The organism is Pseudomonas sp. BNK-7 (assembly GCF_048072025.1).
GTDB lineage: Bacteria > Pseudomonadota > Gammaproteobacteria > Pseudomonadales > Pseudomonadaceae > Aquipseudomonas > Aquipseudomonas danubii.
Genome location: NZ_CP182252.1, coordinates 2,896,600 through 2,922,409, shown reverse-complemented (window position 1 = coordinate 2,922,409; position 25,810 = coordinate 2,896,600). Strand labels below are relative to the sequence as shown.

The following is a 25,810-nucleotide window of genomic DNA, read 5'->3' as shown; positions in this document are numbered from 1 at the left end:
CGCTCAACTGATGTCGAAAAGCTTGTCGAAATTGGAGATGGCAAGGATCTTGCGCACATCCGAGTTGCTGTTGATCACCCGGACATCGGCATTGTCGCCACCGGCGTGATCACGCAACAGCAACAGCATGCCCAGGGCCGAGCTGTCGAGGTAGGTGGCTTCCTTGAGGTCCACCACAATGGACTCCGGCGTCCGGTTCAGGCGCTCATAGGATTCACGAAACTCCTGGTGGCGCCCGAAATCGAAGCGCCCCCTGATGGAAATCGTGAGTTTTTGTCCGTCCGGGGATATTTCTGTAACGACCGACATGTGACTGCTTCCTTGTCATTGACGACGTTTAAAAGGTTTAGCACCCACTGACCCGGCGAACAACCTGCGGACGAAAAATGAGCGCTCTCAATAAGGGTTCTGACGGGGCAGACGCTGGGAAAGTTCATCCAGCAGCTTCTGTTCGCGCTTGTCCTCAAGCGCTCGAGCCTCATCAATGTAACGCTGCACCAGTTTGCGCAGCCCTTCCACCCGGGCATAAGCCTGCTGCCAGGCCTCGCGCGCGCGATCGAGGTTGTTTTGATGCCAGGCAAGGCTTTGCCGCTGCTGGGCCACGGCGGTATCCAGCTGACTGAGAAAATACTGGTAGTTCATCAACCAGTGACCACTGACGCCGAGCTTGCCGCGCTCGACCCACTGCTCCTGGTAGTCGCCACGAAAACGCTCCAGGTCCCCGAGCTTGCTCTGGGCCACACGCACCTGGCCGTGAAAGTACTCCAGACGCTGGGCAGCGGTACGCTCGGCGTTTTCCGCCATGTCCACCACCGGCGCCAGACGCGCCGCACGGCTGTCGGCCATGGCCGGTTAGCCCCCCGTCGCTGGAGCGAAAAGCATTTCCAGGTGGGTCTGGCTATGACCCAGGCTGACGTTGTCGTTAAGGCCCTGGCGCAGGTAGGCAACCATCGCCGGCTGCAGGGAGATTGCGGTGTCGGTATCGCGATCGCCACCGGCGACGTAAGCGCCAACGCTGATCAAGTCCCGAGCCTGCTGATAACGCGACCACAACTGCTTGAAGTATTGCGCCCGAGCCATGTTGTCGGGGCTGATCACCGCCGGCATGACCCGGCTGATGGAGGCCTCGATATCGATGGCGGGATAATGCCCTTCTTCGGCCAGGCGCCGGGACAGCACGATATGCCCGTCGAGCACGCCCCGAGCCGAGTCGGCGATCGGGTCCTGCTGATCGTCACCCTCGGACAGCACGGTATAGAACGCGGTAATCGAGCCACCACCGGCCTCGGCATTACCGGCCCGCTCCACCAGCTTGGGCAGCTTGGCGAACACCGAAGGCGGGTAACCCTTGGTGGCCGGCGGCTCGCCAATGGCCAGAGCGATCTCCCGCTGGGCTTGGGCGAAACGGGTCAGGGAATCCATCAGCAACAGGACGTTCTTGCCCTTGTCGCGAAAATACTCGGCGATCCGCGTGCAGTACATCGCCGCCCGCAAACGCATCAACGGCGCATCGTCCGCTGGCGAAGCCACCACCACTGAACGCTTGAGCCCCTCTTCACCGAGAATGTGCTCGATGAACTCCTTGACCTCACGCCCCCGCTCGCCGATCAGCCCGACCACGATGATGTCGGCCTCGGTGAAGCGAGTCATCATGCCCAGCAGCACACTCTTGCCCACGCCGGTACCGGCGAACAGACCGAGGCGCTGGCCGCGACCTACCGTCAATAAACCGTTGATGCTGCGAATGCCCACATCCAGCGGCTGGCTGATGGGGTCGCGCTTGAGGGGGTTGATGGTAGGACCGTCCATCGGCACCCAGTCCTCGGCACGCATGCCGCCCTTGCCATCCAGAGCGCGTCCGGCGCCATCCAGCACACGCCCGAGCATGGCCATGCCCATGGGCAGGCGCCCGGTATCAGCCAGAGGGACAACCCGAGCACCAGGAGCGATCCCGGCCACGCTGCCCACCGGCATCAGGAACACCTTGCTCCCGGAAAAGCCCATGACTTCCGCCTCGACCTGAACCGGGTGATAGCTGTCATCGTTGATCACCAGGCAACGGGTGCCCATGGCGGCGCGCAGGCCCTCGGCTTCAAGAGTAAGGCCGACCATGCGCAGCAGGCGGCCTTCAAGAATCGGCTGACCTGGTAGCTTGACGGCCTCAGCGTAACCTTCCAGGCGCTTGCCGAAACTGGTGCGTTCAAGGCGCATCGGGGTGTTCCGCAGGCTCGGCCTGCTCTGGAACGCTGGACTCTGCAGCGTCGACATCCGGCGCCGACGGAGTCCTTGGGCCGAGGTCCAGGCTCAGGTCCGCAGCCGCCGGGTGCAGCGACTGCTCATGCAACTGATCGGACAGTTGATCCAAGGCCTGGGTGATCCGGGTTTCGATGCTGGCGTCGATGCGGCTGTGCTCGGTCTCGACTCGGCAACCTCCGGGCAGCAGCGCCTCGTCCTCGACGATGCGCCAGCTTTCCTCGTGCCGCTCGCGCAGGCTCTTGACCTGCTCGAAGTCCTGCGGATTGACATAAAGACGTACATTGCCAACCCCCAGCGGCAATAGCTTGAGGGCCTCGCGCATGACGTGTTCGATCTGACTGGAATCCATTACCAGCTCACGCTGGATCACCTGCCGGGTGACGTGCTTGACCAGATCCACCAGGGTTTGTTCGATCTGCGTATCTTGCTCGGCGATGGGCTCGAACAAATTGACCATCAACTGTTCGAGCGCCTGCAACTTGGCGACCAGAGCGACTTCAGCCTCCTGGCGAACCTTGAGCGTGGTGCTGTGGAAGCCTTCCTTCTCGCCGGTGGCGAAACCTTCGTTATAGGCTTCCTGGCGAATGCTCTCGAGCTCTTCCAGGGTCAGTGGCTGGACTTCTTCCAGCGGCACTTCCTCGATTTCTTCCGGCACCTCTTCAGGCTCCGGCTCAGGCTCGGGCGGCTCGGGATCGAAACTGGGCAGTGCCCAGACGTCAAAACCCTCGACGTCCCGGGCACGAATCAGTTCGCTTTGGGACTCATCACTGCTGGACGACATAAAGCGACCTTAGATCATTTCTTCGCCGCCCTTCCCACCGAGAACAATCTCTCCGGCTTCGGCCATACGGCGGGCAATAGTGAGGATTTCCTTCTGCGCAGTTTCCACGTCGCTGACGCGAACCGGGCCCTTGGCTTCCAGGTCGTCGCGCAGCAGCTCCGCCGCACGCTTGGACATGTTCTTGAAGATCTTTTCCTTGACCCCTTCGTCCGACCCCTTGAGGGCCAGAACCAGGACATCGGAAGACACTTCGCGCAACAGGGCCTGGATACCGCGGTCATCGACATCGGCCAGGTTGTTGAACACGAACATCAGGTCTTCGATCTGGCCAGACAGGTCTTCGTCGACTTCGCGGATCGAGTCCATGAGCTGGCCTTCAATCGAGCTGTCGAGGAAGTTCATGATGTCGGCTGCGCGCTTGATACCACCCAAGGTGGTACGGGACGCATTGGAGTTGCCGGAGAATTGCTTCTCGAGAATCTGGTTCAGCTCTTTCAGGGCCGCTGGCTGCACAGTATTGAGCGAGGAAACCCGCAGAATGATGTCCAGGCGCGCCTTGTGGTCGAAGTTGCCCAGCACTTCACCGGCCTGATCCGGATCGAGGTAAGCCACCACGATGGCCTGGATCTGCGGGTGCTCGTAACGGATCACGTCGGCCACGGCCCGTGGCTCCATCCACTTCAGGCTGTCCAGGCCACTGGTGTTGCCACCCAGGAGGATACGGTCGATCAGGCCGTTGGCCTTGTCTTCGCCCAGGGCCTGGGTGAGCATTTTGCGCACGTAGTCATCGGAACCGACGCCGAGACTGGTTTGATCGCCGACAATGTCGACGAACTCGCTCATCACCTGCTCGACCTGCTCACGGTGCACGTTGCCCATTTGCGCCATGGCCACACCCACACGCTGAACCTCTTTGGGCCCCATGTGGCGCAGCACTTGCGCGGCATCGGTGGAACCCAGGGACAGCAGCAGAATCGCGGCTTTGTCGACCCGGGTCAGTTTGGCGGTAGCGGCTCGGTTATCACTCATCTGCGTTAATCCACTCTTTCACGACCTGAGCCACACGACCCGGGTCTTCAGCCACCAGACTCTTGATTGCGTTCAACTGAGCGTCATAACCCTCGCTCGGGCTCGGCAGCAGAATGCTTTGCGGACCGCCCAGGCTGACGCGGTCGTTGGCCAGCTCGCCGTCCAGGCCGCCCATGCCGCCCAGCTCGACGTCACTGCCCAGCCCTGCCAGTTCCTTGTTCTTGCCGCCGCCAGTGATGTTGTTGAGCACCGGGCGCAGCACGCCGAACACCAGCACCAGGATGAACAACACGCCCAGCACTTGCTTGACGATGTCCCAGAACCACGGCTGCGAGTAGAACGGAATGTCGGCGATCACTTCCCCGCGCTCGGCGGAGAACGGCACGTTGATTACGCTGACACTGTCGCCACGGCTGGCATCGAAGCCCACTGCGTCCTGCACCAGACGAGTGAAGCGCGCCAATTCATCGGCGCTCCAGGGAGCGCGACTGGTTTCGCCGTTGGCCGGGTTGACCTTGACCTGATCATCCACCACCACCGCTACCGACAGGCGATTGAGACGCCCCTGCTGCTGCTTGGTGTGGCTGATGGAACGATCGAGCTCGAAGTTCTTGGTGGATTGTTGACGCTTGTCCGACGGGTACGGTGCCAGCATCGGCTGGCCGGTAGCCGGATCCATGATCTGCTGACCGTTGGCGTCCAACAGCGGCTGACCTGGCTGCACCATGCCTGCGGCGGCGGTAGCACCACCGGTGGTTTGCGGCGCCGAAGCCGGCGAAGGCGGCTGGTTGCTCAGAGCACCCGGAACGCCTTGCGGACCATTGCTGCTGGAGCGCTGCTCGTTGACCGACTGCTCGCTGCGCAAGGCCGGCTGGTCCGGGTTGAACTGTTCAGAAGTGGATTCAACGGCGCTGAAGTCGACATCCGCCGAGACCTCAGCCTTGTAACGATCGTTGCCCAGCACTGGCTGCAGGATGTTGTGCACCCGCTGGGTCAGCATGCCCTCCAGGCGACGACTGTAGTCGAACTGCTTGCCGGCCATGGTCAGCGCGGAGTTTTCCGCTTGATCGGAGAGCAGATTGCCCTTTTGGTCGACCACTGTGACTTGGGACTTGCTCAATTCGGGGACGCTGGTAGCCACCAGGTTAACGATGGCCATGACCTGGCCTGGCTCCAGGGAGCGGCCGGAATACAGTTCTACCAGCACCGAAGCACTGGGCTTGCGCTCGTCGCGCACGAACACCGAGCTTTTGGGAATCGCCAGGTGCACCCGGGCGCCCTTGACATTGTTCAGACTGGAGATTGTGCGGGCCAGCTCACCTTCCAGGCCGCGACGATAACGGGTCGCTTCCATAAACTGGCTGGTGCCCAGGCCTTGCTCTTTATCAAGGATCTCGAAGCCGACGTTGCCGTCACCCGGTGCCACACCGGCGGCAGCCAGTTTAAGGCGGGCACGAGACAGGTCATCGGCCTTGACCAGCAAGGCACCGGAGTTGGGCTCGACGGTGTAAGGAATGTCGGCAGAAGCCAGGGTGTCCATGACTTGCTTGGCGTCCATCCCGGCCAGGCTGCCGTACAGCGGCCGGTAATCGGGCTGCTGAGACCACAGCACCACGGCAAAGCCGATCGCCACGCTGGCGGCCAGGCCTACCAACAGGCCAACCTGACGCAGCATGGTCATCTGGGACAGGTTTTCCAGGAAGGACAAACCGAACAGCGGCGGTTTACCGTCTATCGGGGTGGCCTTGGCCGGTACGTTATCGGCGACTGCTTCTGCCATGACTCAATCTCGTCCTTAAACCGGCATCTGCATGATGTCTTGATACGCTTGAACCAGCTTGTTACGAACCTGGGTCAAGGCTTGAAAAGACACGCTGGCCTTTTGCGAGGAAATCATCACATCCGTCAGGTCCACACCGCTTTTGCCGATCTCGAAGGCACTGGCCAACTGATTGGACGCCTTCTGGGTATCGTTGACCTTGTTCACGGCCTGGCCAAGCATGTCAGCGAAACTGCTGCCGCTGACCTCTGCCACTGCGGCGGATTTAGGCTGCGACATCGCGTCCATTTGCATGGCCCGCATATCCAGCATCAACCGATTAAATTCAACACCTTGGCTCATGGTCTACTCTCTCTGACGACCCGCAATTTTTTGACGCTCACCGTGCGGTTAGTGAGGTGTTAGCAACAAGGGTGCCAGCTCCATGGCCCAACTCAACAAAAGCCCATCCAGGACTTTGCATATCAGTCATCAGGTCGCAAACAGATAGGCCTCGACGTCCATTCCGGCGTCACGCATCTGCGCCAATTTGTAACGCAGGGTGCGCGGACTGATCCCCAGACGCTCCGCCGCCTCCTTGCGCCGCCCACGCTCGGAACGCAGGGTATCGATGATCATCTGAAATTCCCGGCGCCGCAGATCATCCCCCAGGCCACCCGACTCCTGAGGCACGCCCTCATCCTCGCCGACCACGCCGCGCAACGCCGACTGACCGGCAGGAGCCAGAGCCGGCAGGGGTGCACAGGCCACCGGCCCGGCCAGGCAGAAATCTTCCGGCTGGATCAGGCCGCCCTGCTGCAGGATCAATGCCCGCTGCAAAGCGTTGTCCAACTCCCGGACGTTGCCCGGCCATGGATAGGCCAGCAGACATGCTTGCGCCTCAGCCGAGAGCCTGGCGGCGGCATGTTTCATTTTATTGACGTGTTTGGCCAGCAGACGCTCGGCCAGCGGCAAGATATCGGCGGTACGCTCGCGCAATGGTCTCCAGGCCAGAGGAAACACCGAAAGACGGTAATACAGATCCTCGCGGAAGCGTCCGGCCGCCACCTCTCCTGCCAAGTCGCGGTTCGTGGTGGCCACTACCCGGATATCCAGAGCGATAGGTTTACGCGCCCCCACCCGTTCCACTTCACGCTCCTGCAACACCCGCAGCAACTTCGCCTGCAGCCCCAGGGGCATTTCGGAAATTTCGTCCAGGAGAATAGTGCCACCGTCGGCCTGCTCGAACTTGCCGGGCTGCGCGGCGATAGCCCCCGTGAAAGAACCCTTCTCATGCCCGAACAGGGTGGCTTCGAGCATGTTGTCGGGAATCGCCGCACAGTTGATGGCGATAAAGGGCTGGGCACTTCGATGGGAATGCTGGTGGATGTAACGTGCCAGCACTTCCTTGCCCGTGCCGGACTCGCCGGAAATCAGCACAGTGGAATCACTACGGGCCACGCGCGCGGCCAGTTCCAGCAATTGCGCACTGGCCGGCTCAAAGGCTACAGGCCCCTCATCCTCGCCCGCCCCCAGGCAACCCAGGGCATGGCGCGCCACCAATTCCAGCAGGGCACGAGGCTCAAAGGGTTTGACCAGATAATCGGCAGCGCCTTGACGCATGGCCTCCACGGCTCGTTCGACGGCGCCATGGGCAGTCATCAGCAATACCGGCAACTGCGGTTGGCGGGCACGCAACAGACCCAACAACTGATGACCATCCATGCCAGGCATGTTCACATCGCTGACCACCAGGCTGAAGGACTCCACGGCGACCGCTTCCAGCGCCTCTTCCGCACTGCCGACCGCCTTGTAGTCATGACCGGCCAGCAGCAGAGTGTCCGCCAGGGCCTCGCGCAACGCGCGATCGTCTTCAACCAGTAGAACCTTGATTGCCATTACCTTCACTCCACTCCATGAGCACTGGAGAACAGAGGCAATGTCACCAGCGCACAAGTACCGCGCCCAGGACGGGAACGCAGCGACAATTCTCCCTGATGCGCACGAGCCACCGCCTTGACCACCGTCAGGCCAAGCCCGGTCCCATTGGCCTTGGTGGTGAAAAACGGCTCTCCCAGACGCTCCAGGACCGCCGCATCGATACCACTACCACTGTCACTGATGCACAGCCGCAAGGTGTCACCACGACTGTACAGGTGCACCTTGAGCCGCGCCGCGCCGGCACTGGCCTGCACGGCATTCTCGATCAGATTGAGCAACGCACCCACCAGGGTGTCGCGATTGCACAGCAACTCTCCCTGATGACTGTCGCACTGCCAGCGCACGGCAACATCCTGGACATGGGTCAGGGCCGCGGCCTGCAGTGATTGCAGCAGCGACTTGGGAGTCAGGCGATCAGTGAGAGGCAGCTCACCACGAGCGAACACCAGCATGTCGCGTACCTGGTGCTCCAGCTCGTGCAGCCGCTCCTTGAGGCGCCCAGCGAAACGCTGATGAGTGGCCACTGGCAGTTCATGCTCGGTGAGGTGACTGGCATACAACAGGGCCGCCGAGAGCGGCGTGCGAATCTGATGCGCCAGAGAAGCGACCATCTTGCCCAGCGAGGACAGGCGCTCGTGACGGGCCAGTTGATCCTGCAGATGACGGGTTTCAGTCAAATCGTTAAGCAGCACCAGTTGCCCGGGTTCGGCATCCAGTGAGCGGGTAGCGATCGATAGGCGCCGGCCATCGCGCAGGGATATTTCATGACCGTCATCCTCGCGGGGAGCAAAACTGCGGGCGATGATGTTGCGCCACAACTGCCCTTCCAGCGGCAGCCCCAGCAAATCACACGCCGCCGGGTTGGCCTCGCTGACGATACCCTGGCCATCAATGACGATGACGCCACCGGGCAACAGGTCGAGAAGGTTTTGCAGACGGTTGGCCAGACGCTCTTTTTCCGCCAGCTCCTGCATCCGCTGGGCACTGACCACAGCCAACTCGCCCTTGAGCTCAGTCACCCGAGCCTCAAGCATGCTGTAAGAGTCAGTAAGTTGGCTCGACATCTGGTTGAACAAGGCAAAGGCCTGCTCAAGACCCAGCCGGCTTGCCTGCTCTACGGACGACGATTGCCCCGAAGTATCAGGGGCAGGAGACATCTGGGCGGCTTGGGGCATCGTGCTTTCTCGCGTGGCTGACCGTCAGTTAAACGGAACGTTGCAAGAGACTTAGCAATACCCGTGCCTAAAAAAAACCGCCCTTTTTTTCAACAACTTGAAAAACAGGCGTCAATCATCCGCCTGTTCATCACCTTCACGACGACTCATGCCGTACTTGCGCATCTTCTCCACCAGGGTGGTGCGACGAATGCGCAGGCGCTCTGCGGCTCGAGCCACAATGCCATTGGCATCGTCCAGCGCTTGCTGGATCAGACCCTGCTCCAGGCTACCGAGGTAATCCTTCAGATCCAGGCCTTCCGGCGGCAGCATGGCGGTGGCAGCAAAGTCCGGCGCATGGCCATTGATGGCCACGCGCTCTTCCAGGTCACTGCGCAGACTGTCCACCAACTGCTCGTCTTCATCATCGACGTAGCGAAACTTCTTGGGCAGCTCGACCACACCGATCACGCCGTACGGATGCATGATCGCCATGCGTTCCACCAGGTTCGCCAGTTCGCGGACGTTACCCGGCCAGCCATGCCGGCACAGGGACATAATGGCCGCGGAGTTGAAGCGGATCGAACCGCGTTTCTCATGCTCCATGCGCGAGATCAACTCGTTCATCAGCAGCGGAATGTCTTCCACTCGCTCACGCAACGGCGCCATCTCGATGGGGAACACGTTGAGGCGGTAGTACAGATCCTCACGGAAACTGCCCACTTCAATCATGCTTTCAAGGTTTTTATGGGTGGCTGCGATGATTCGCACATCGACACCCTGAGTCTTGTTGCTACCTACGCGCTCGAAGGTACGCTCCTGCAGCACCCGCAGCAGCTTGACCTGCATTGGCAGCGGCATATCACCGATTTCGTCGAGGAACAGGGTGCCACCGTTGGCCAGTTCAAAGCGCCCTGCACGACTGGTAATGGCCCCGGTAAATGCGCCCTTCTCATGGCCGAACAGCTCGCTTTCCAGCAACTCTGCAGGAATGGCTCCGCAATTGACCGGAACGAATGGCGCGTCACGACGCTTGGAGTGGTAGTGCAGGTTACGAGCTACCACTTCCTTGCCGGTCCCGGACTCACCAAGAATCAGCACGCTGGCATCGGTATCCGCCACTTGCTGCATCATCTGCCGCACGTGCTGGATCGCACGACTGGTGCCTACCAGACTGCGAAACAGGTTGGGTTCGCGGTGACGACCGCGCTCGCGGGCCTGATCGTACATTTCACGATAGACCTGGGCACGGTGCAGGGAGTCAAGCAACTTGCTGTAGCTAGGAGGCATTTCCAGAGTGGAAAGCACTCGACGACGCTGGTCTTCTGGCAAGTCGATGGAAGAATTTTCGCCCATTAACAAAACCGGAAGGAACTCATCCCAGGTTGAGAGTGTCTTTAACAGGCCCAAAAGCGCACCAGGAGCATTTACAGTCCCGATGAGGACGCAAATCACTTCACGACTTGACGACAAAGAGCCGACAGCCTGCTGCCAGTCATGGCTACCGCAGGGTAAATTTTCTTCACCGAGAAAATTTAAAATCACCGCCAAGTCGCGGCGGCGCACGCTATCGTCATCGATCAGCAGAATTTTGGTTTCACGCCACATGCAATAGCAACTTCCCTAGTCAACTCAATGCCCAGAATGAGGGACAAGCTAGACGCGCTTTAGGCATTTTCTGCCTTATAGACGCCTGAAATCTGAAAACAGCCACTAGTTAAGTCAAAAATGCGTGCACAGTCAAATTTATGGCGCGCAACGTTCGGATTAACTCAACATTAACCGAACAAATGGTAAACCTTTGCTGCGTTCTGTGCTTGGGTGATCTGCGACATCTCGTCGACTATTGCCTGACGCTCACCGGTTGCCACCTCAAGCAGCTGCCGGTAAACACCCAGCAACTCCTCCAGATTGTCCCGCAAGGCGACCTCGTCAACCTGAGCCTCACCAAGCACATCTTCCATGCACGAACGGCAGGCAAGATCCAACTCGCCAATGGCTTGCCAGTTGCGCTCAGCCAAGGCACCAACCAGGGCTTCGCGGGTTTCTTCGATGCGTTGCAGGACAGCACTCATGGTGTTCCTCCTTAGAACTGCGGACCCGGTGCAGCGATGGCATCCCAGCCTTCCTTGACCGTACGCAGCAGATCAGCGACCTCATCGAGAATCTTCGGATCGGTCTTGATATTGGCTTCAGTCAGACGCTTCATCATGTAGGTGTAGAGACCATCCAGATCCCCCAGGGTATCCATGGAGTTTTCCAGGTCCAGCCCCTCACGCAAGCCACCGATGATGCCAATGGCCTTGCCGATGAACACGCCCTTGTTGGCGATATCCTTGCGCTCCATCGCGCCCTTGGCCTGCGCAATACGATCCAGACCGCCTTCCATCAACATCTGTACCAGACGATGCGGACTGGCTTCTGAGGTCTGTGCCTGTGCACCCACCTTCTGGTACTGCCGAAGGGCTAACATCGGATTCATGTGATACCTCTTCAAAAATCAAGGGTTCGTATAAGCAATGTATCGACGCAACGTCAAAAAACTTTAGATCAAATGCAAAAGCCCGGAGCGCTGAAAAAACGCTGCCGGGCTTTTGGCGCAGGCTGGATATTAGCCTTTTTTCTGTGCGTTCAACGCTTCGAACATCGACGTGATGTTACTGGCGGTGGCCTTCAACTTGCCCACCAAAGTATCCATGTCGTTGTACTTCTTGGTCAGTACCGCGGTCAGCGTCGCCACACGGCGATCCAGAGCTTCCTGCTGATCGCTGAGCTTTTTCTTGGTGATATCCAGGGTCTTGGTCCGAGTGGTGAGAATCCCCTCGGTCATACTGCCTACGCCCTGAGTGAACGGCTTGATAGCGGAAGTCATACGATCAAGCAGGCCCGGATTGGTGCCATCGCCGGAAAACAGCTTCTGCACCTCGCCACCGAGCTTTTTATCAGTCATGGCGGCAGTGAACTTCTTATCGTCGAAGTCCAGGGCGCCAGTCTTCTGGTTGGTGGTAATCCCCAACTGCGCCAGCACCGTCAACTTGTCACCCGCCCCCACTTCCGACAACGGCGCACGGATCGCCGCCAGAATCGAACGAGGCAGAGCGTCACCGGTCAACTGAGCTGGGACCGTCAGCTTGCCGTCGTCGTCCAGCGAGGGCTTGGTCAGGGTCGAAATACCATTGGCCACGGCGTTATAGGCATCGACAAACTTCTGAATCGAAGTTTTCAGACCTTCTGTATTGGTCGCAACAGTGATAGTGATCGGCTTATCGGTCTGTGTCGGGGCCAACAAGTTGAGCTTGAGACCGGAAACAGCCTGAGTGACGGTATTGGTCTTGCTGGTCAGTTGCATACCATCGATTTTGAAAACCGCATCCTTGGCCAGCCCACCAATGTTGCCCGATGCCGCGGCGCCCGCCCCCATGGATTGGGTGCCGTCAATTTCCAACCCGGCGATACCGCTGACAGAAATATCAGAGCCCGCACCGGTCTTGTCAGAGCCAATCACCAGACGCGAGCCGAACGAGTCAGTCACAATGTTGGCACTGATTCCGGACATGGCCATCTTGGAGTCGGCGTTGATCGAGTCACGCACCGACTGCAATGTCGCATTTGCGCCGATCGTCAGCGGATAGTTAATGCCATTTTGAGTGATGTTCAACGTACCACTCGGAATGGCACTGGTATTTCCTCCGGCAAAAGCCTTACTGGCCACTTTTGACGAAGTTGCAAGGTTGGACACCTCAACAGTGTACTTGCCAGCTACCGCATAGTTGTCGGCTGTGGCATCCACAATTTTATTGTCGCTGGAGGTCGCCGCAAAGCCGGCAAAGGAGGGATTGACCGAACTTCCAAGCCCTGTGACCGACAGGGTGCTCTGAAAAGTCGACAACAGCGATTGCAAGGTGCCGATACCGGAAATGCTCGCACTGTTGCTGGCAGTTGCACGGTCGATCTGACCCTGCTTGGCCGCTTTATCAGCCGCAACCAACGCCTTGACGATAGCACCGGTGTCGAGGCCGGAACCCAGACCGGTACCCGGTAGAATTGGACTTGCCATGTGTTTCTCCCTTCAGTGTGCCGCCGGACTTTTGACCACTACAACGTCCAAAAGAACACAGCAACAAGTTTCATGCCAGCTATCAGACTTTCGCGCTGAACAGCAGACTGCTGGCGTCATTCAAGCTATTGGCCAATCTCAGCACTTCTTCGTTGGGGATCTGACGAACCACCTCACCCGAATCACTGGCAATCACCTTGACCACAACCTGGCCGGAGGGCTCGTCGATCGAGAACTCCAGGTTACGCTTGACCGACTGGACGAATTTCTCGATTTCCTGAACGGCCATCTTCAACTTATCCTGCTCGGTCTGAGCGTCTTTCTTGCTGTCCTGACTGGCAACTTCAACCACAGCAGGCACCACCTCTCGAGGCTTCTCCACGGGCTTGTCAGCAACGGGCGTCACTGGCTTGGCCGCTGGATAAGACAAGTTCAGCTTCACGCTCATATCCATGTCCATCACCTCTTAAAGTAAAAAAGCGAGAGAGCACGACCAGCGCACTCCCCCGCCAAAGCTTAGCCAGCTATTACTGAAGCAGTTTCAGTACAGCGGACGGCAGTTGGTTGGCCTGGGCCAGAACTGCGGTCGAAGCTTGTTGCAGAGTCTGCTGCTTGGTCAGCTGGGCAGTTTCAGCAGCGAAGTCGGTATCTTGTACACGACCCAGTGCAGCACTGGCGTTTTCGTTGATGTTCTGCAGGTTGGAGATGGTGCTGGTCAGACGGTTCTGGGCAGCACCGAGGTCGGCACGGCTGGAGTTGATGGTCTGCAGCGCCTTGTCGATGGCGTCCATGGCAGCTTTGGTGCTGGCTTCAGCAGTGGTGCTGTCAGTACCAGTAATGGCGATGGTTGCGGAACCCACGCTCAGGGTTGCAGCGTCGAAGCCGCTGGCCAGAGTGATGGTGATCTGGTTGGTAGCGCCAGTGTTGGAACCAACCTGGAAGGTCATGGTGCCAGCAGTACCGTCGATCAGGTTCTTGCCGTTCAGGTTGGTCGACTTGGCGATACGGGTCAGTTCGTCCGACATCTGAGCAAATTCTTTGTTCAGAGCAACACGGTCTTGAGTACCGTTGGAGTCGTTTCGTGCCTGAACAGCCAGTTCACGCATACGCTGCAGGATGTTGGTGGATTCTTGCATCGCGCCTTCAGCGGTCTGGGCGATGGAGATACCGTCGTTGGCGTTCTTGATAGCCATGGTCTGACCACGGATCTGCGAAGTCATACGGGTAGCGATCTGCAGGCCGGCGGCGTCGTCTTTTGCACTGTTGATTTTCAGGCCGGAAGACAGGCGAGTCATCGAAGTCGACAGAGCGTCGGAAGCGCGGTTCAGGTTCTTCTGAACGTTCAACGACGTGACGTTAGTGTTTACTGTTAAAGCCATGACGAATTCCTCGTTGGTTGGGTACTGCGGCTTCCGGCCCTGGCAACCGCCGGGTAATGGCCTAGAGAACCTTCGTAATAGTTATCGTCGCCAATGCAAGTTGCTTTAGGGCTTTTTCAAAAATATTTGCCATCACCCTGCCACCCCTTGGAAAACAAGGGGTTAAGCCCATCAACAAGCGAAAAAATGACGCCAGAAAACCCACGCAAAAACCAACTTTGGGCCCTCAGATGGGATACCCCGTCAACCATCGAGCCCAACCTGCAGCCAATCCAACATTTCATATTCAAGATAATCAGCCAGAGCCAACCAGTTCTGCATTTCCTGGCAGGCCAGCATCAGGCCCAGCAGCCGAGCCCAGTCCTGCTGAACCGAAACCGGCGCACTGTCCACCCACAACTGTATGGGCTCGAACAACTCCACCATGCCCCCTACAGCTTCTACATCCCGGCCCAGCCGGAACAGATCGGCAACTTCCCGCGCACGATCAAACACAGGCTCAAGTCGCGTCATTGAACAAAGTCCCCATGGAAGGTGGTGCCCAGGATCATCGCGCCACTGCGACTGGTATTGAAGAACGCCACTTCAGGCCGACTCGCGATGTAACGCTCCAGCTCGCACAGATAGCTGCGAAAGTTGAGCTGAGTCTTGACCCGCTGCCCGTAACCGTCCATCACCCAATGCCGGGCCACGTCGGCCTGAGGCCCGAGATCACCGTCCTGCCAACCGGCGTGAGTACGATTCTGAGGAAAAGCGAAATCAGCACCAAACAGAGTGATCCGCCTGCCTCCCATCTTCACCGCGAGATCCACGGCCGGATGAATCACGCTGCCTCCGGCATGCAACTGCGCCCGCGGCAGCCGCTGGCGCAACGCCTGGAATACCGGACTGGAGGAATAGCCCACATACCGCGGCCCTTGCCACCCTTCAAGAACCAGCGGATCCGCCAGGGGCATGTAGACCAGGACGACGCCCTCACTGCCCTGGCCCGGCAGGTGACGCGTGGAGATTCGCTGATCGATACTGACCACCAGGTCCACCCGGATGCCTTGCTTGAGCAGAGGCAGATAGGCTGTATCCACACAGATCAACAACGGCCGCTCAGGTTGTCCGGCCACGGCCCGCAATGCCGGGTAATGCTGCTCCAGACTTGGTCCCGTAGCGATCACGAACACCTCGCGCCCAGGATGAAGATCGAACAGTTCGGCAACATCTCGATCTGCCCGAACCCAAGGTTCGATGGTGGCCAGACGCGCGGCGATATCCGGCGTATCGGCCGAGAACAGACGATTGTTGAAGGACAGATGGGTCTCGCTGATCAGCCGATCACGAATCTTCGCGCTGTAATCATCGGCCAGCACCAACTCGGCTGGCAGGGCAAAGAACGGCAGTTGAATCTCTGGCAGATCGCCGGCATACAGCAACTCGACCCGCGGATCGGCCAGCCAGTCCTGCTGATCAAGCAGTTGCAGCACCAGCCTGAACACCGCGCCATTGAGGATGTGCACGTACAGGCGCTTCAGCTCCGGCCGCTGGAGCAACGCCCGTTGCAGATCCCCCAAGCCACAGCCGTACAGATGCAGGACCGGCGCCTCAGGCAGGCTGGCGGCCTGGGTATGCGCCTCACGGGTGCGATCATGACGACTGGTGAGCTGAATACCTGCAATGCTCAGGGTCGAGCCCAGCCCCTCAACCAGATCGGCCTGCAGCGCACCACTGTCTTCAGCCAGCAGCCGCTCCAGCAGCACCGGCCAGCGCTCGCCCAAAACCCGGGCATTGTGTTCCAAGCTGTCGCTCATGCTGCCTCGCTTATCACTCGCGCAAAAAAATAGCGCTCAAGATTACACCTTGAGCGCTACGTGTGCCGCTGAACGCTGAGCGTCAGGAGCGATAGATGATCGCCGACCCCCAGGACAAGCCAACGCCGAAACCACTCAAGGCCACGCGCTTCCAGCTGGAATCGAACATGTGTTTTTCCAGCAACAGCGGAATGCTCGAGGAAACCGTATTACCGGTTTCCACCATGTCCTTGATGAACTTGTCCGGATCGCCCTCAAAGCGCCGGGCCACGGCGTCGACAATGGCCGCACTGCCCTGGTGAATGCAGAACGCATCGATATCGTCCGGCTGCAAGCCCGACTCGGCTAGCAACTCGTGCAGGTGGGCAGGCACCTTGAGCAGCGCGAAGTTGAACACCTGGCGGCCATTCATGAAGAACACGCCGTCGCTGACTTTCAGGTGCGGAGCACCGGAGCCATCGGTGCCGAACTTGGCCTTGCCCAACTGCCAGGTCGCGCCCTCGCCCAGCCAGGTGGCAGTGGCGGCATCGCCGAACAGCATGGTGGTGTTGCGGTCTTCGGGATCGACGATCTTCGAATAGGGATCGGCGGTCACCAACAGGCCGTTCTTCAGGCCCGCAGCTTCCATGAAGCCCTTGATGGCGTAGATACCGTAGACATACCCGGAACAGCCCAGGGAGATATCGAAAGCCGCGACTGTCGTCGGCAGGCCCAGTTTGTCCTGAACGATCGCGGCAGTGTGAGGCAGCCCCTCCTCGTCACCGTTCTGGGTGACCACGATCAATACGTCGATAGCTTCGCGCTTGAGTTCCGGGTTGCTGGCGAACAGGGCATTGACCGCTTCGACACACAGATCGGAAGTCTCTTGCCCGTCGTCTTTGCGCGGCAAAAAAGCAGAACCGATCTTGCCCAGGATGAAATCTTCATCCTTGGCGAATTTTGCACCTTGTGCGTAATTGTCCACGCCGGCTACAGGCACGTAGCTCGCAATGCTTTTTATGCCAATCATTACGGCTTCCCAATAATAAACAGCTCAATACCCCCGCTCAGTCACTGAGCAGGGCTGCCGAAAGAAACACAGATACTTGCGCCGAACACAACGGCATCGGGAAGAACCAAGGGCTATCACGGGTCCTGTCACGCAGGGCTGGCGCCATCTTCCCGGGCAATACAATACAGTGAAGATGCACGTTATGACTCACAGGTCACGCTATTTTGCCGAATCAGCCACACAAAGGCCTATTCGATGAGCGCCCAGTCCAGTGCCGTGCCGCGCTTGAGGGCTTGACGCGCACGACGGCCAAGCAGCGCATCGTAGTGCTTGGGAGCCAGCCCCAGCCCGGGACGGATTGCCCGCACGTTGTCGGCACTGAACAGCTCCCCGGCCTGCATGTCCCGGGTGACATACAACGACCGACGGTACATCAGCGACTTGCTCTCGGCCTGAGTAGCGCCATAGCGCACTTGCCCCATGGCCTGCCAGGCCCGCTCGGTTTCCACCACCAGGCTGGCCAACTCCCCTGGCTCCAGGGAAAAACTGGCGTCGACCCCACCGGCCGAACGGTCCAGGGTGAAGTGCTTTTCGATCACCGTGGCGCCCAGGGCCACAGCAGCCACCGAGACCCCAACCCCCATGCTGTGATCGGACAAGCCCACCTCACAGCCGAACAGCTCCCGCAGATGAGGAATGGTCAGCAGGTTGCTGTTGGCCGGCGAAGCCGGATAGGTGCTGGTGCACTTGAGCAATACCAGATCCCGACAGCCGGCCTGCCTGGCGGCCTGCACGCTTTCGTCCAGCTCGGCGATGCTGGCCATGCCGGTGGAAATGATCAGCGGCTTGCCGGTGGCAGCGACCCGGCGAATCAGCGGCAGGTCGGTGTTCTCAAAACTGGCGATCTTGTAGGCCGGAACGTCGAGGCTCTCGAGAAAGTCCACCGCGCTCTCGTCGAACGGTGTGGAAAACGCCAGCATGCCCAACTCACGTGCCCGAGCGAAGATCGGCTCGTGCCACTCCCATGGCGTATGGGCACGCTGGTACAGGTCGTATAGCGATGAACCGGCCCAAAGACTGTCCGGGTCCTTGATAAAAAACTCGCCCTGATCCAGGTCCAGGGTCATGGTGTCGGCGGTGTAGGTCTGCAACTTCAGGGCATGGGCACCGGCCCTGGCTGCGGCCTCGACAATCTGCAGGGCCACATCCAGCGACTGATTATGGTTGCCGCTCATCTCGGCGATGATCAACGGCGCCGCACCCGCGCCCACGCAGCGCGAGCCGATCTTGAAACTAGTCATCCAGATGTTCCTTCAACACACGGGTGAATTCACAGGGCGCCTGGCAATAGCCGGCCCGGCGAAACAATGTCAGCGAAACCTGATTCTCTGCCAGCACCCTAGCCCCCAGACGCTGCACGTCGGGCCAATGGCGCACCAGCCAAGCCTCGCCCTGCTCCAGCAACGTCCGCCCCCAGCCCAAGCCCAGGTGCTCGGCAAACAGGTAGATCGACACATCCACCTGAACGCCTTGGCGGTCATAGCGCAGCACCCCCACGGCCCCTGCGGCTGTTTCCGCTATCAGCAACAGCCGCTGCGGATCTCTCACAGCGGCCTCCAGCCAGCGCACATGGTCCGGCCACTCAAGCGCCTCAGGCAGCAGGGACCAACGCCTGACAGGCTCAGCATTGCGCCCGTCGAACAGAAGCCGGGCATCCTCCACAGTCGCCGGACGCAAGCGCAGTACTGCAGTGAACAACGCCGCCGCCACTCGCTGCACGCCCCGACCATCCACCAGCTCGCGGGCCCGGCGAGACAGGCTATGCCGCAGCCCCGGATTGCCCAGCAACAGGCTCAGGGCCTGGCGCACCTGCTCCACGCTGACCTGCTCACAGGCCCCCAGGTACAAGTGGGCACCCGCCTCGGCCAGCAACCGGGCATTGGCCTCCTGGTTAGCGGCCACGGTGATGCACAGCGTAGGCACGCCCAATACCGCCCGCTCCCAGCTGGTACCGCCCCCCGCGCCCAGGCACAGGTCGGCCTCGGCCAACAGCCCGGCAAAATCCTTCACATAGCTGTGCAGTCGCCAGTGCGGCCGTTCGGCAGCCAGGGCCTGCATGGCCTGCCAGTCCGGGTTGCCGCTGCCGGCGACGAAGTCCACCTGCAGATCGTGAAATTCCAGCAGCGCCAACATGGCCTTGCGGGTCTGACCGGCGGCATCGAAGCCGCCGAAGTTCACCAGCAAGCGCCGCGCCTGTGGCCGGATCGATATCGGTGGACGGCGGAACTCTTCGCGCAGCAAGGCGTAGTGCGGACCGAACAGGGTCCGGCACGACGCATCGTGCAATCCGGAATAAGCCTGGGCACTGCCGCTGAAATTCTGGTCCAGCAACAGGTCCACGGCATGCTTGCGGTTGGCCAGATCATCGATCGCGGCAATCCTCGGCGCCCATTGGCGAGCGGCGCTCTGCCATTGATGATCAAGGCCGTAATGATCCACCAGCACCCAGTCGAAGGCCGGCTGAGAGGCCAATGCCAGCTGCAGCGCGGTAATGTCCGCCTGCCAGGGCAAGGGCGCCTCGATTCCCAGTTCTGGATGCTCGCCGACGTAGCACTCCGGCAATTCAAAGGCCTGGAAGCCCTCGGCCCGCAGCGCCTCCAGGCGATGACCGGGCAGACGCCGACAGGCGAACGCCACATCAGCGCCCTGACGGCGCAGTTCCTGGGCCAGGGTCAGGCAGCGGGCCACGTGGCCACTGCCGATGGCCGGCGACGCGTCGGCGCGAATCAGCACCCTCACTCCAGCTCTCCTGCGGCCTTCAGCGCGGCATACAGGTATTCAGCTCGCTGCCAGTCCTCTTCGGTATCGATGTCCTGCACCAGATGACGGGGCAGGATCACCGGCAGGCTGCGGGGCGAGAACAGCACCTCCCCCTCCAGCCAGGCCTGGCTCCTGCCCCAGTAGAACTGCCCGGCATCCTGATAGGCCGGTGGCAGATCCTGGGAACGGCTCTGGCGAAATTCCGGGTACAGGGCATTGAGCGCCCCTTGCTCATCGAGAGTCAGCGCCCGCTGCACGGGAAAGCCGAAGCTGCATACCGAGAAGGCGAACGCCTTGTCCGGGTGCTGCACCAGCGTCTCCAGCCCCTGGCGCAGATAACGCACCTGCAGCAAGGGCGCGGTGGCGTAGATACAACACGCGTACTCAAACACCTGCCCCTGCTCCTGCAACGCCTGCAGGGCATGGACAATCACCGCTGCCGTGCCGGTGAAGTCATCTGCCAGGGACTGTGGCCGAATAAACGGCACCTCGGCGCCACAGGCGAGCGCCAGTTCGGCGATCTCTGGATCGTCGGTGCTGACCACCACTCGCTGGAACAATCCGCAACTCAATGCCTTGTCGATGGAGCGAGCGAGCATCGGCACACCGTCAAAGGCCCTGAGGTTCTTGCGCGCGATACGCTTGCTGCCGCCTCGGGCAGGAATGATGGCGATTGCGCTCACGATATTGACGGCTCCTGAATCCAGCGTCGCACCTGCTGGACAACATAGTCCTGCTCGCTGTCACTCAACCCGGGATAAATCGGCAGGCTGATGGCTTCTGCGTAATAGTGCTCAGCCTCGGGAAAGTCCCCCTGGGCGAAGCCCAATGCCTGGTAATAGGGCTGCAGGTGCACCGGAATGTAATGCAGGTTGACCCCGATTCCCGCCTCACGCAGCCCCTCGAAGACCTGCCGATGGGAGCGCTGCAATCCGTCGAGCTGCAAGCGCACCACATACAGGTGCCAGGCTGACTGCGCATCAGCCTGAGCCTTGGGCAGCGTCAACGGCAAGTCCTGCAACAGCTGCTGGTATCGGGCTGCCAGGTACTGGCGTCGCGCTACAAAGCCATCCAGTTTTTTCAACTGTGACAAGCCCAGCGCCGCCTGAAGATCGGTCATTCGATAGTTGAAGCCCAGCTCCACTTGCTGGTAATACCAGGGACCATGGCTGGCCTCACTCATCTGTTGCGGATCACGGGTCATACCGTGGCTACGCAAGCGCCGTAAACGATCCGCCAACTCAGGACGATTGGTCAGAACCATCCCTCCCTCGGCACTGGTAATGATCTTCACCGGATGAAAGCTGAACACGGTCATGGCGGCAAACTCGCCGCACCCGACAGGCCGGCCGGCATAGCGCGCACCCACCGCGTGAGAGGCGTCCTCGATCACGGTGAAGGCATAACGCTCGGCCAGTTCCGCCAACTGGCGCATGTCACAGCTCTGTCCGGAAAAAGCCACCGCCACCACCACCTTGGGCAGGCGCCCCATGGCCTGGGCAACCTGCAGCTTGCCAGCCAAGGCCTCGACATCAAGATTCCAGGTCTGCGGATCGATATCGACAAAATCCACATCCGCGCCGCAATAACGCCCGCAGTTGGCCGAAGCCAGAAAAGTGTTGGGGCTGGTCCACAGCCAATCGCCTGGCCCCAGGCCGGCCGCCAGGCAAGCAATGTGCAAGGCCGCCGTGGCATTGCAGACGGCCACCCCATAGGCTGCTTCGCAACGGACCGCCACGGCCTGCTCAAAGGCATCTATGGTGGGCCCCTGAGTCAGCCAGTCGGACTGCAGGACGGCCAGAACCGCATCAATATCGGCCTGATCCACGCTCTGGCGGCCGTACGGAATCATGCCGAAATCCCGTCATGCAACTCGGCAATCTGCCCCACCGAGAGAAAGTGCGGATTGGTATCGGAGCGGTACTCGAAATCCTCGGCGACCGAAACGCCCCTCTCCCCGACCCCATCAACGGCAAAATCGACATTGACACTGGTGAAGCGAATGGACGGTTGAATCGTGTAGTGATCGGCAAACTCCAGGGTCATGCGCGCATCATCCAGAGGCACCATCAACTCATGGAGCTTCTCCCCAGGACGGATGCCCACCTGCTTCTGCGGCAGATGAGAGGCCATGCCCGACGCCAGATCGACAATGCGAATCGAGGGAATCTTGGGCACGAAGATCTCACCGCCATGCATACGGGCAAAGCTGTCCAGAACAAACTGCACGCCGTGATCCAGTGTGATCCAGAACCGCGTCATGCGCTCATCGGTGATCGGCAGTTCCCTGGCGCCCTCGGCAATCAGCTTGCTGAAGAACGGCACGACCGAACCACGGGAGCCGGCGACATTGCCGTAGCGCACCACAGCAAACCGGGTTGGCTGCTCACCGGCAATATTGTTCGCCGCCACAAACAGCTTGTCCGACAGCAGTTTGGTGGCGCCGTACAGGTTGATCGGGCTCGCCGCCTTGTCGGTAGACAAGGCCACGACCTTTTTCACTCCGTTGTCGATGGCCGCGGCAATGATGTTCTCCGCACCATTGACGTTGGTGCGAATGCATTCCGTGGGGTTGTACTCGGCAGCCGGCACCTGCTTCAGGGCGGCAGCATGGATCACATAGTCGATGCCACGCATGGCTTGGCGCAAACGCTCGGCATCACGCACATCGCCGAGAAAATAACGCATGCAGGGGGCATTGAAGGTTTGCTGCATTTCATACTGTTTGAGTTCGTCACGGGAAAACACCACCACCCGCTTGGGCTGATACTGCTCCAGCAGACGACGAATGAAATTGCGCCCGAACGAACCGGTGCCACCGGAAATGAAAATCGACTTGCCGTTGAACATGACTGAATCCTTATCCGAGCAACTGGGCCCAGTTGACCGCACTGGCAGCACCCAGGGCAAAACCCTTGCCGCTCAACGCCAGGTTCTGGTTATAGGCAATATCCTGGGCAAAGCGTGCCGCCCATTTGTCTTGCAGTGCCGCGGCCGCCTGTGGGTGTTGCGGCAACGTCCCCGGATGCTGCACCTGGGCCTGGGGCGTCAGTACCGTGAGGTAACCGGCATCGGCCACTTTCAGGCACAGGTCGACATCGGCGAAAGCCTGGTCGAAATGCTCTTCATCCAGCCCGCCCACCGCCTCGAACAGCGCTTTGCCGATCATCAGACAGGCACCGGACACCGCTGAATAATTCTTCTCCACCCACAGGCTATTCATGTAGCCCGCAGCCTCCTTGGTCTCACCGGCGAAGGCCGCACCCAGGTGGCCGTCGAACCCCAGGATCAGCCCGGCCTGGGTGGTCACGCCGTTTTCGTTCACCAGCTTGGCGCCAACAATCCCGACTTCCGGACGTTGAGCCTGGTTGAGCAAGCTCTCGATCCAGTTGGCGTTGACCACCTCAGCATCGGCCGCAAGCAGCACCAGGTACTCGCCCCGAGCTTCACGGCACGCCATGTTGAACAAGGCCGAAGCGCTCAGGCGTTGGCCGCTGCGCAACACACGAATGCGCTCGCCGCGGCCTTCCAGGCTGGTCAGCCAGCTGTCGAGCTCGACACTCTGGTTGTGGTTTTCGGCGATCAGCACTTCATAGCGCTGGTAGCGGGTGCGCTGCAGCACGCTGACCAGGCAGCGTTGCAACTCGGCGAAATTGTCCTGGCTGGGCAGGATGATCGACACCAGAGGGCGCTCGGCGTGCTGATACTCGATCTGGTAGGTACCCGGCTGCGCCGAACCGACCTGAGCGCGATAACCTCGTGCGGCCAGGTGCCGGGTCAGCACCTGCCGCTCTTCGGCGTCAGCCTCATCCCCCGGGGCCTGACAAATCAGCAAGGGCTCGGCCAGGTGGGCCAGACCGGACAGGCCACCGTCCTGGATCAGGCGCAGCAACAGGTCCAGCTCAAGCGCCTGCTTGAGCTCACGGGAGAAACCACCAGCCTGCAACACAGTCTCGCGGTGCAGCAACCAATGCCGAGCCATCAGCGCCGGTGTGCCTTGCAATTGATCGAGGTTGACCCCGGGGCGGAACACCGAAGTCAAAGTGGCATCGGCACGGCGCTGGATCTCGTCCATGGCCACGGCACGAATGCCTTCGGCGCCGAGCAATTCCAGGCTCGCCCGCAGCAGGCCGCTGGCGGTGAACTGATCACCGGCCTCGGCCAACAGCACCCAGTCGGCACGAGACTGGGCCATGGCCTGATTGATGCGCTCGACGTAGTTGTTTTCCGTGACCTTGACGAAATGCAAGGTGTCCTGGGCCGTGGTGGTGGCCGGCAGCTCGCCCGTGGTGAACACCACCAGTTTGAACGCCTTGTAATGACCGGCCAGCAGGCTGTCGAGCGTGGCCTGCAACTTGACCAGGTCAGCGTCCAGGTCCAGCAGCAGGATCTGCACTTGCGGGCCACCGGCATGGCGGGCCAGGTGCGCAGCGATGGCACTCAGCTGTGTCGGCTCCGGAGCACGGGCCTCGAGCCATTTGAGCAAGCGTCCCGACTCGGTCGCGTTGAACAGCGCACGACTGTCCGACCCCGGTACCGACGCCAGGCGCTCGGCCCAGGCCTGCAGCTTGCGCGCCTCCTCGGGCTCGTCGCTGTCTTGCATCGACTCGGCCAGGCGCTTGACCACCTCGCGGTTGAACAGGTTCAGGGTCAGCGCTTCCCACAACCGGGCGCGCAAGCTCTCCGGTGTGTCGTTGGGATGAACCCGCATCAACTCTTCCTGACGCAGCAACACACCCTCCAGCTCTTTGAGCTGCAGACGCCCGGTGGGCATGGCATGCATGAGGAATTCCAACTCGGTCAGCAGATCGAACATCGGCTGGTTGTAGAACGGCATCTCGACGAACTGCTCGGGACCGAAGGAGCGTACCGGCTCGGCCCCGACCTCGACCCAGGCCGAACGAAAGATCGCCGTGCCCTTGAGGGAACGTCCGCTGAGCAAGCAGTCGGCCATGGCGGTGAAACTGTCCAGGGCGATCTGCTTCACCTGCTCGGGGTCCCGACCACTGAAACCGGTGGGCAGCGAGGCGAGGAACTCGGCGAACGCCTCACGCTGGGCCACCGATTGCGCGTCCTTGTAGGTCAGCACCGTCAGCACATTGGTGTTGTGCTCCGAGGCCCCGTAGTTGGCCTCACGCACGGCAAACGGAATCGGCAGGATCCGCGCCTTGGCGCAGGCCAGCAGGAAGAAGGAATGACCGATTTCCTGCCATTCGAAACTCACCCCTGGCGGCAGCAGCTCATACCACTGGCGCAGCAGGTCGGTGCGGGTTACCGCATAGAACGGTGGCAGGAAATGCCCCATGAAGTTCATCACCCGATCCTGGGCATCATCGGCGTCATAGTCCTCCATGACCCGGCGATCACGGCGGTAGTAATTGGTTTCCGAAGCCCGGGCCAGGTACATCATCCCGTAGCCATGGCACAGCCCGTAGTCGGGATGGGCCTCAAGAAACTCCAGGGAGCTGGTCAGCGCATCATGGAGGAGAAAATCGTCATCGGCAGCGAACGCCATGTAGGGCGTGGTCACCAGGCTCATGCCGTAGGTCAGCTTGTCCTGCAAGCCCTTGTAGCCGAACTGCGGCAGATGCCGATAGTCGACCTGGGGATAGAGCTGCGCCAGGGACTCATCCGCCTCCAGCGACGAATCCAGTACCAGGATCGAGCACGGATAGGTGCTGTAATACTGCAAGGTGCGCCGCATGAACGCTTTGCGGTTGTGGGACAACAGCACAAGGGTGAAACGCTCACTCAGGGGTGCTTTGTCATTCATTGCTTTGTCTCCAACCCACATAGGTACTTCCCCACAACCGGCCAAACGCCTTGAACCTGCAACCATTGATA

24 protein-coding genes are annotated in these 25,810 nt (G+C 60.2%); all 24 read right to left on the bottom strand.

Annotation, left to right across the window (positions count from 1 at the left end; translation table 11 throughout):
• Positions 1-3: 3 nt before the first annotated feature.
• Positions 4-309 carry an STAS domain-containing protein gene (locus ACMGF8_RS13585; protein ID WP_011059979.1) on the bottom strand — a complete coding sequence of 102 codons (306 nt, stop codon included), beginning with the start codon at positions 307-309 and terminating at the stop codon, positions 4-6.
• An 87-nt stretch (positions 310-396) separates the two neighbouring features.
• Positions 397-846, bottom strand: coding sequence for a flagellar export protein FliJ (gene fliJ, locus ACMGF8_RS13580; protein WP_102864021.1), 450 nt, complete (start codon positions 844-846; stop codon positions 397-399).
• 6 nt (positions 847-852) lie between these two features.
• The gene (gene fliI, locus ACMGF8_RS13575) at positions 853-2,211 is read right to left on the bottom strand and encodes a flagellar protein export ATPase FliI (protein WP_102864022.1); all 1,359 of its coding nucleotides are present in this window, start codon (positions 2,209-2,211) and stop codon (positions 853-855) included.
• Complete coding sequence (gene fliH, locus ACMGF8_RS13570; RefSeq protein WP_102864023.1) at positions 2,201-3,037, bottom strand: flagellar assembly protein FliH; 837 nt, start codon at positions 3,035-3,037, stop codon at positions 2,201-2,203. The genes fliI and fliH overlap by 11 nt, the downstream gene beginning before the upstream one ends.
• A gap of 9 nt (positions 3,038-3,046) precedes the next feature.
• A complete protein-coding gene (gene fliG / locus ACMGF8_RS13565) occupies positions 3,047-4,066 on the bottom strand; it encodes a flagellar motor switch protein FliG (protein WP_011059975.1) in 1,020 nt (339 codons plus the stop codon).
• A complete protein-coding gene (gene fliF, locus ACMGF8_RS13560; RefSeq protein ID WP_102864024.1) occupies positions 4,059-5,846 on the bottom strand; it encodes a flagellar basal-body MS-ring/collar protein FliF in 1,788 nt (595 codons plus the stop codon). The genes fliG and fliF overlap by 8 nt, the downstream gene beginning before the upstream one ends.
• Positions 5,847-5,861: 15 nt before the next feature.
• Complete coding sequence (gene fliE / locus ACMGF8_RS13555) at positions 5,862-6,188, bottom strand: flagellar hook-basal body complex protein FliE (RefSeq protein ID WP_102864025.1); 327 nt, start codon at positions 6,186-6,188, stop codon at positions 5,862-5,864.
• Between the two features lie 129 nt (positions 6,189-6,317).
• Entirely contained in the window at positions 6,318-7,724 is a 1,407-nt protein-coding gene (locus ACMGF8_RS13550) for a sigma-54-dependent transcriptional regulator (RefSeq protein ID WP_102864026.1), read from the bottom strand.
• A 5-nt stretch (positions 7,725-7,729) separates the two neighbouring features.
• Positions 7,730-8,923: a sensor histidine kinase gene (locus ACMGF8_RS13545; RefSeq protein ID WP_170001274.1), complete on the bottom strand. Its 1,194-nt coding sequence runs from the start codon at positions 8,921-8,923 to the stop codon at positions 7,730-7,732.
• Between the two features lie 129 nt (positions 8,924-9,052).
• Positions 9,053-10,528 (bottom strand): sigma-54 dependent transcriptional regulator, encoded by a 1,476-nt coding sequence (locus tag ACMGF8_RS13540; protein ID WP_011059970.1) that lies wholly within the window; start codon positions 10,526-10,528, stop codon positions 9,053-9,055.
• Between the two features lie 170 nt (positions 10,529-10,698).
• On the bottom strand, positions 10,699-10,995 hold the full coding sequence (locus tag ACMGF8_RS13535) for a flagellar protein FliT (protein WP_102864028.1): 297 nt from the start codon (positions 10,993-10,995) through the stop codon (positions 10,699-10,701).
• A gap of 11 nt (positions 10,996-11,006) precedes the next feature.
• Positions 11,007-11,402: a flagellar export chaperone FliS gene (gene fliS / locus ACMGF8_RS13530; RefSeq protein WP_102864029.1), complete on the bottom strand. Its 396-nt coding sequence runs from the start codon at positions 11,400-11,402 to the stop codon at positions 11,007-11,009.
• Between the two features lie 129 nt (positions 11,403-11,531).
• A complete protein-coding gene (fliD, locus tag ACMGF8_RS13525; protein WP_102864030.1) occupies positions 11,532-12,977 on the bottom strand; it encodes a flagellar filament capping protein FliD in 1,446 nt (481 codons plus the stop codon).
• 82 nt (positions 12,978-13,059) lie between these two features.
• Positions 13,060-13,431, bottom strand: coding sequence for a flagellar protein FlaG (locus ACMGF8_RS13520; RefSeq protein ID WP_102864031.1), 372 nt, complete (start codon positions 13,429-13,431; stop codon positions 13,060-13,062).
• A gap of 73 nt (positions 13,432-13,504) precedes the next feature.
• Complete coding sequence (locus ACMGF8_RS13515; protein WP_102864032.1) at positions 13,505-14,356, bottom strand: flagellin domain-containing protein; 852 nt, start codon at positions 14,354-14,356, stop codon at positions 13,505-13,507.
• 243 nt (positions 14,357-14,599) lie between these two features.
• Positions 14,600-14,869, bottom strand: coding sequence for a hypothetical protein (locus ACMGF8_RS13510; RefSeq protein ID WP_102864033.1), 270 nt, complete (start codon positions 14,867-14,869; stop codon positions 14,600-14,602).
• Positions 14,866-16,155 carry a motility associated factor glycosyltransferase family protein gene (locus ACMGF8_RS13505; protein WP_102864034.1) on the bottom strand — a complete coding sequence of 430 codons (1,290 nt, stop codon included), beginning with the start codon at positions 16,153-16,155 and terminating at the stop codon, positions 14,866-14,868. Before ACMGF8_RS13505 ends, ACMGF8_RS13510 begins: the two co-directional genes overlap by 4 nt.
• 82 nt (positions 16,156-16,237) lie before the next feature.
• Positions 16,238-17,164: a ketoacyl-ACP synthase III gene (locus ACMGF8_RS13500; protein WP_102864035.1), complete on the bottom strand. Its 927-nt coding sequence runs from the start codon at positions 17,162-17,164 to the stop codon at positions 16,238-16,240.
• A 230-nt stretch (positions 17,165-17,394) separates the two neighbouring features.
• Positions 17,395-18,447, bottom strand: a complete 1,053-nt coding sequence (pseI, locus tag ACMGF8_RS13495; protein ID WP_102864036.1) for a pseudaminic acid synthase — start codon at positions 18,445-18,447, stop codon at positions 17,395-17,397.
• On the bottom strand, positions 18,440-19,945 hold the full coding sequence (gene pseG / locus ACMGF8_RS13490) for a UDP-2,4-diacetamido-2,4,6-trideoxy-beta-L-altropyranose hydrolase (RefSeq protein ID WP_207167261.1): 1,506 nt from the start codon (positions 19,943-19,945) through the stop codon (positions 18,440-18,442). The genes pseI and pseG overlap by 8 nt, the downstream gene beginning before the upstream one ends.
• Positions 19,942-20,649 (bottom strand): pseudaminic acid cytidylyltransferase, encoded by a 708-nt coding sequence (gene pseF / locus ACMGF8_RS13485; RefSeq protein WP_102864038.1) that lies wholly within the window; start codon positions 20,647-20,649, stop codon positions 19,942-19,944. The genes pseG and pseF overlap by 4 nt, the downstream gene beginning before the upstream one ends.
• Positions 20,646-21,818, bottom strand: coding sequence for a UDP-4-amino-4,6-dideoxy-N-acetyl-beta-L-altrosamine transaminase (gene pseC, locus ACMGF8_RS13480; RefSeq protein ID WP_207167260.1), 1,173 nt, complete (start codon positions 21,816-21,818; stop codon positions 20,646-20,648). Before pseC ends, pseF begins: the two co-directional genes overlap by 4 nt.
• Entirely contained in the window at positions 21,815-22,816 is a 1,002-nt protein-coding gene (gene pseB / locus ACMGF8_RS13475) for a UDP-N-acetylglucosamine 4,6-dehydratase (inverting) (protein ID WP_102878849.1), read from the bottom strand. The genes pseC and pseB overlap by 4 nt, the downstream gene beginning before the upstream one ends.
• A 10-nt stretch (positions 22,817-22,826) precedes the next feature.
• Complete coding sequence (locus ACMGF8_RS13470; RefSeq protein ID WP_207167259.1) at positions 22,827-25,760, bottom strand: TIGR00180 family glycosyltransferase; 2,934 nt, start codon at positions 25,758-25,760, stop codon at positions 22,827-22,829.
• Positions 25,761-25,810: the final 50 nt, after the last annotated feature.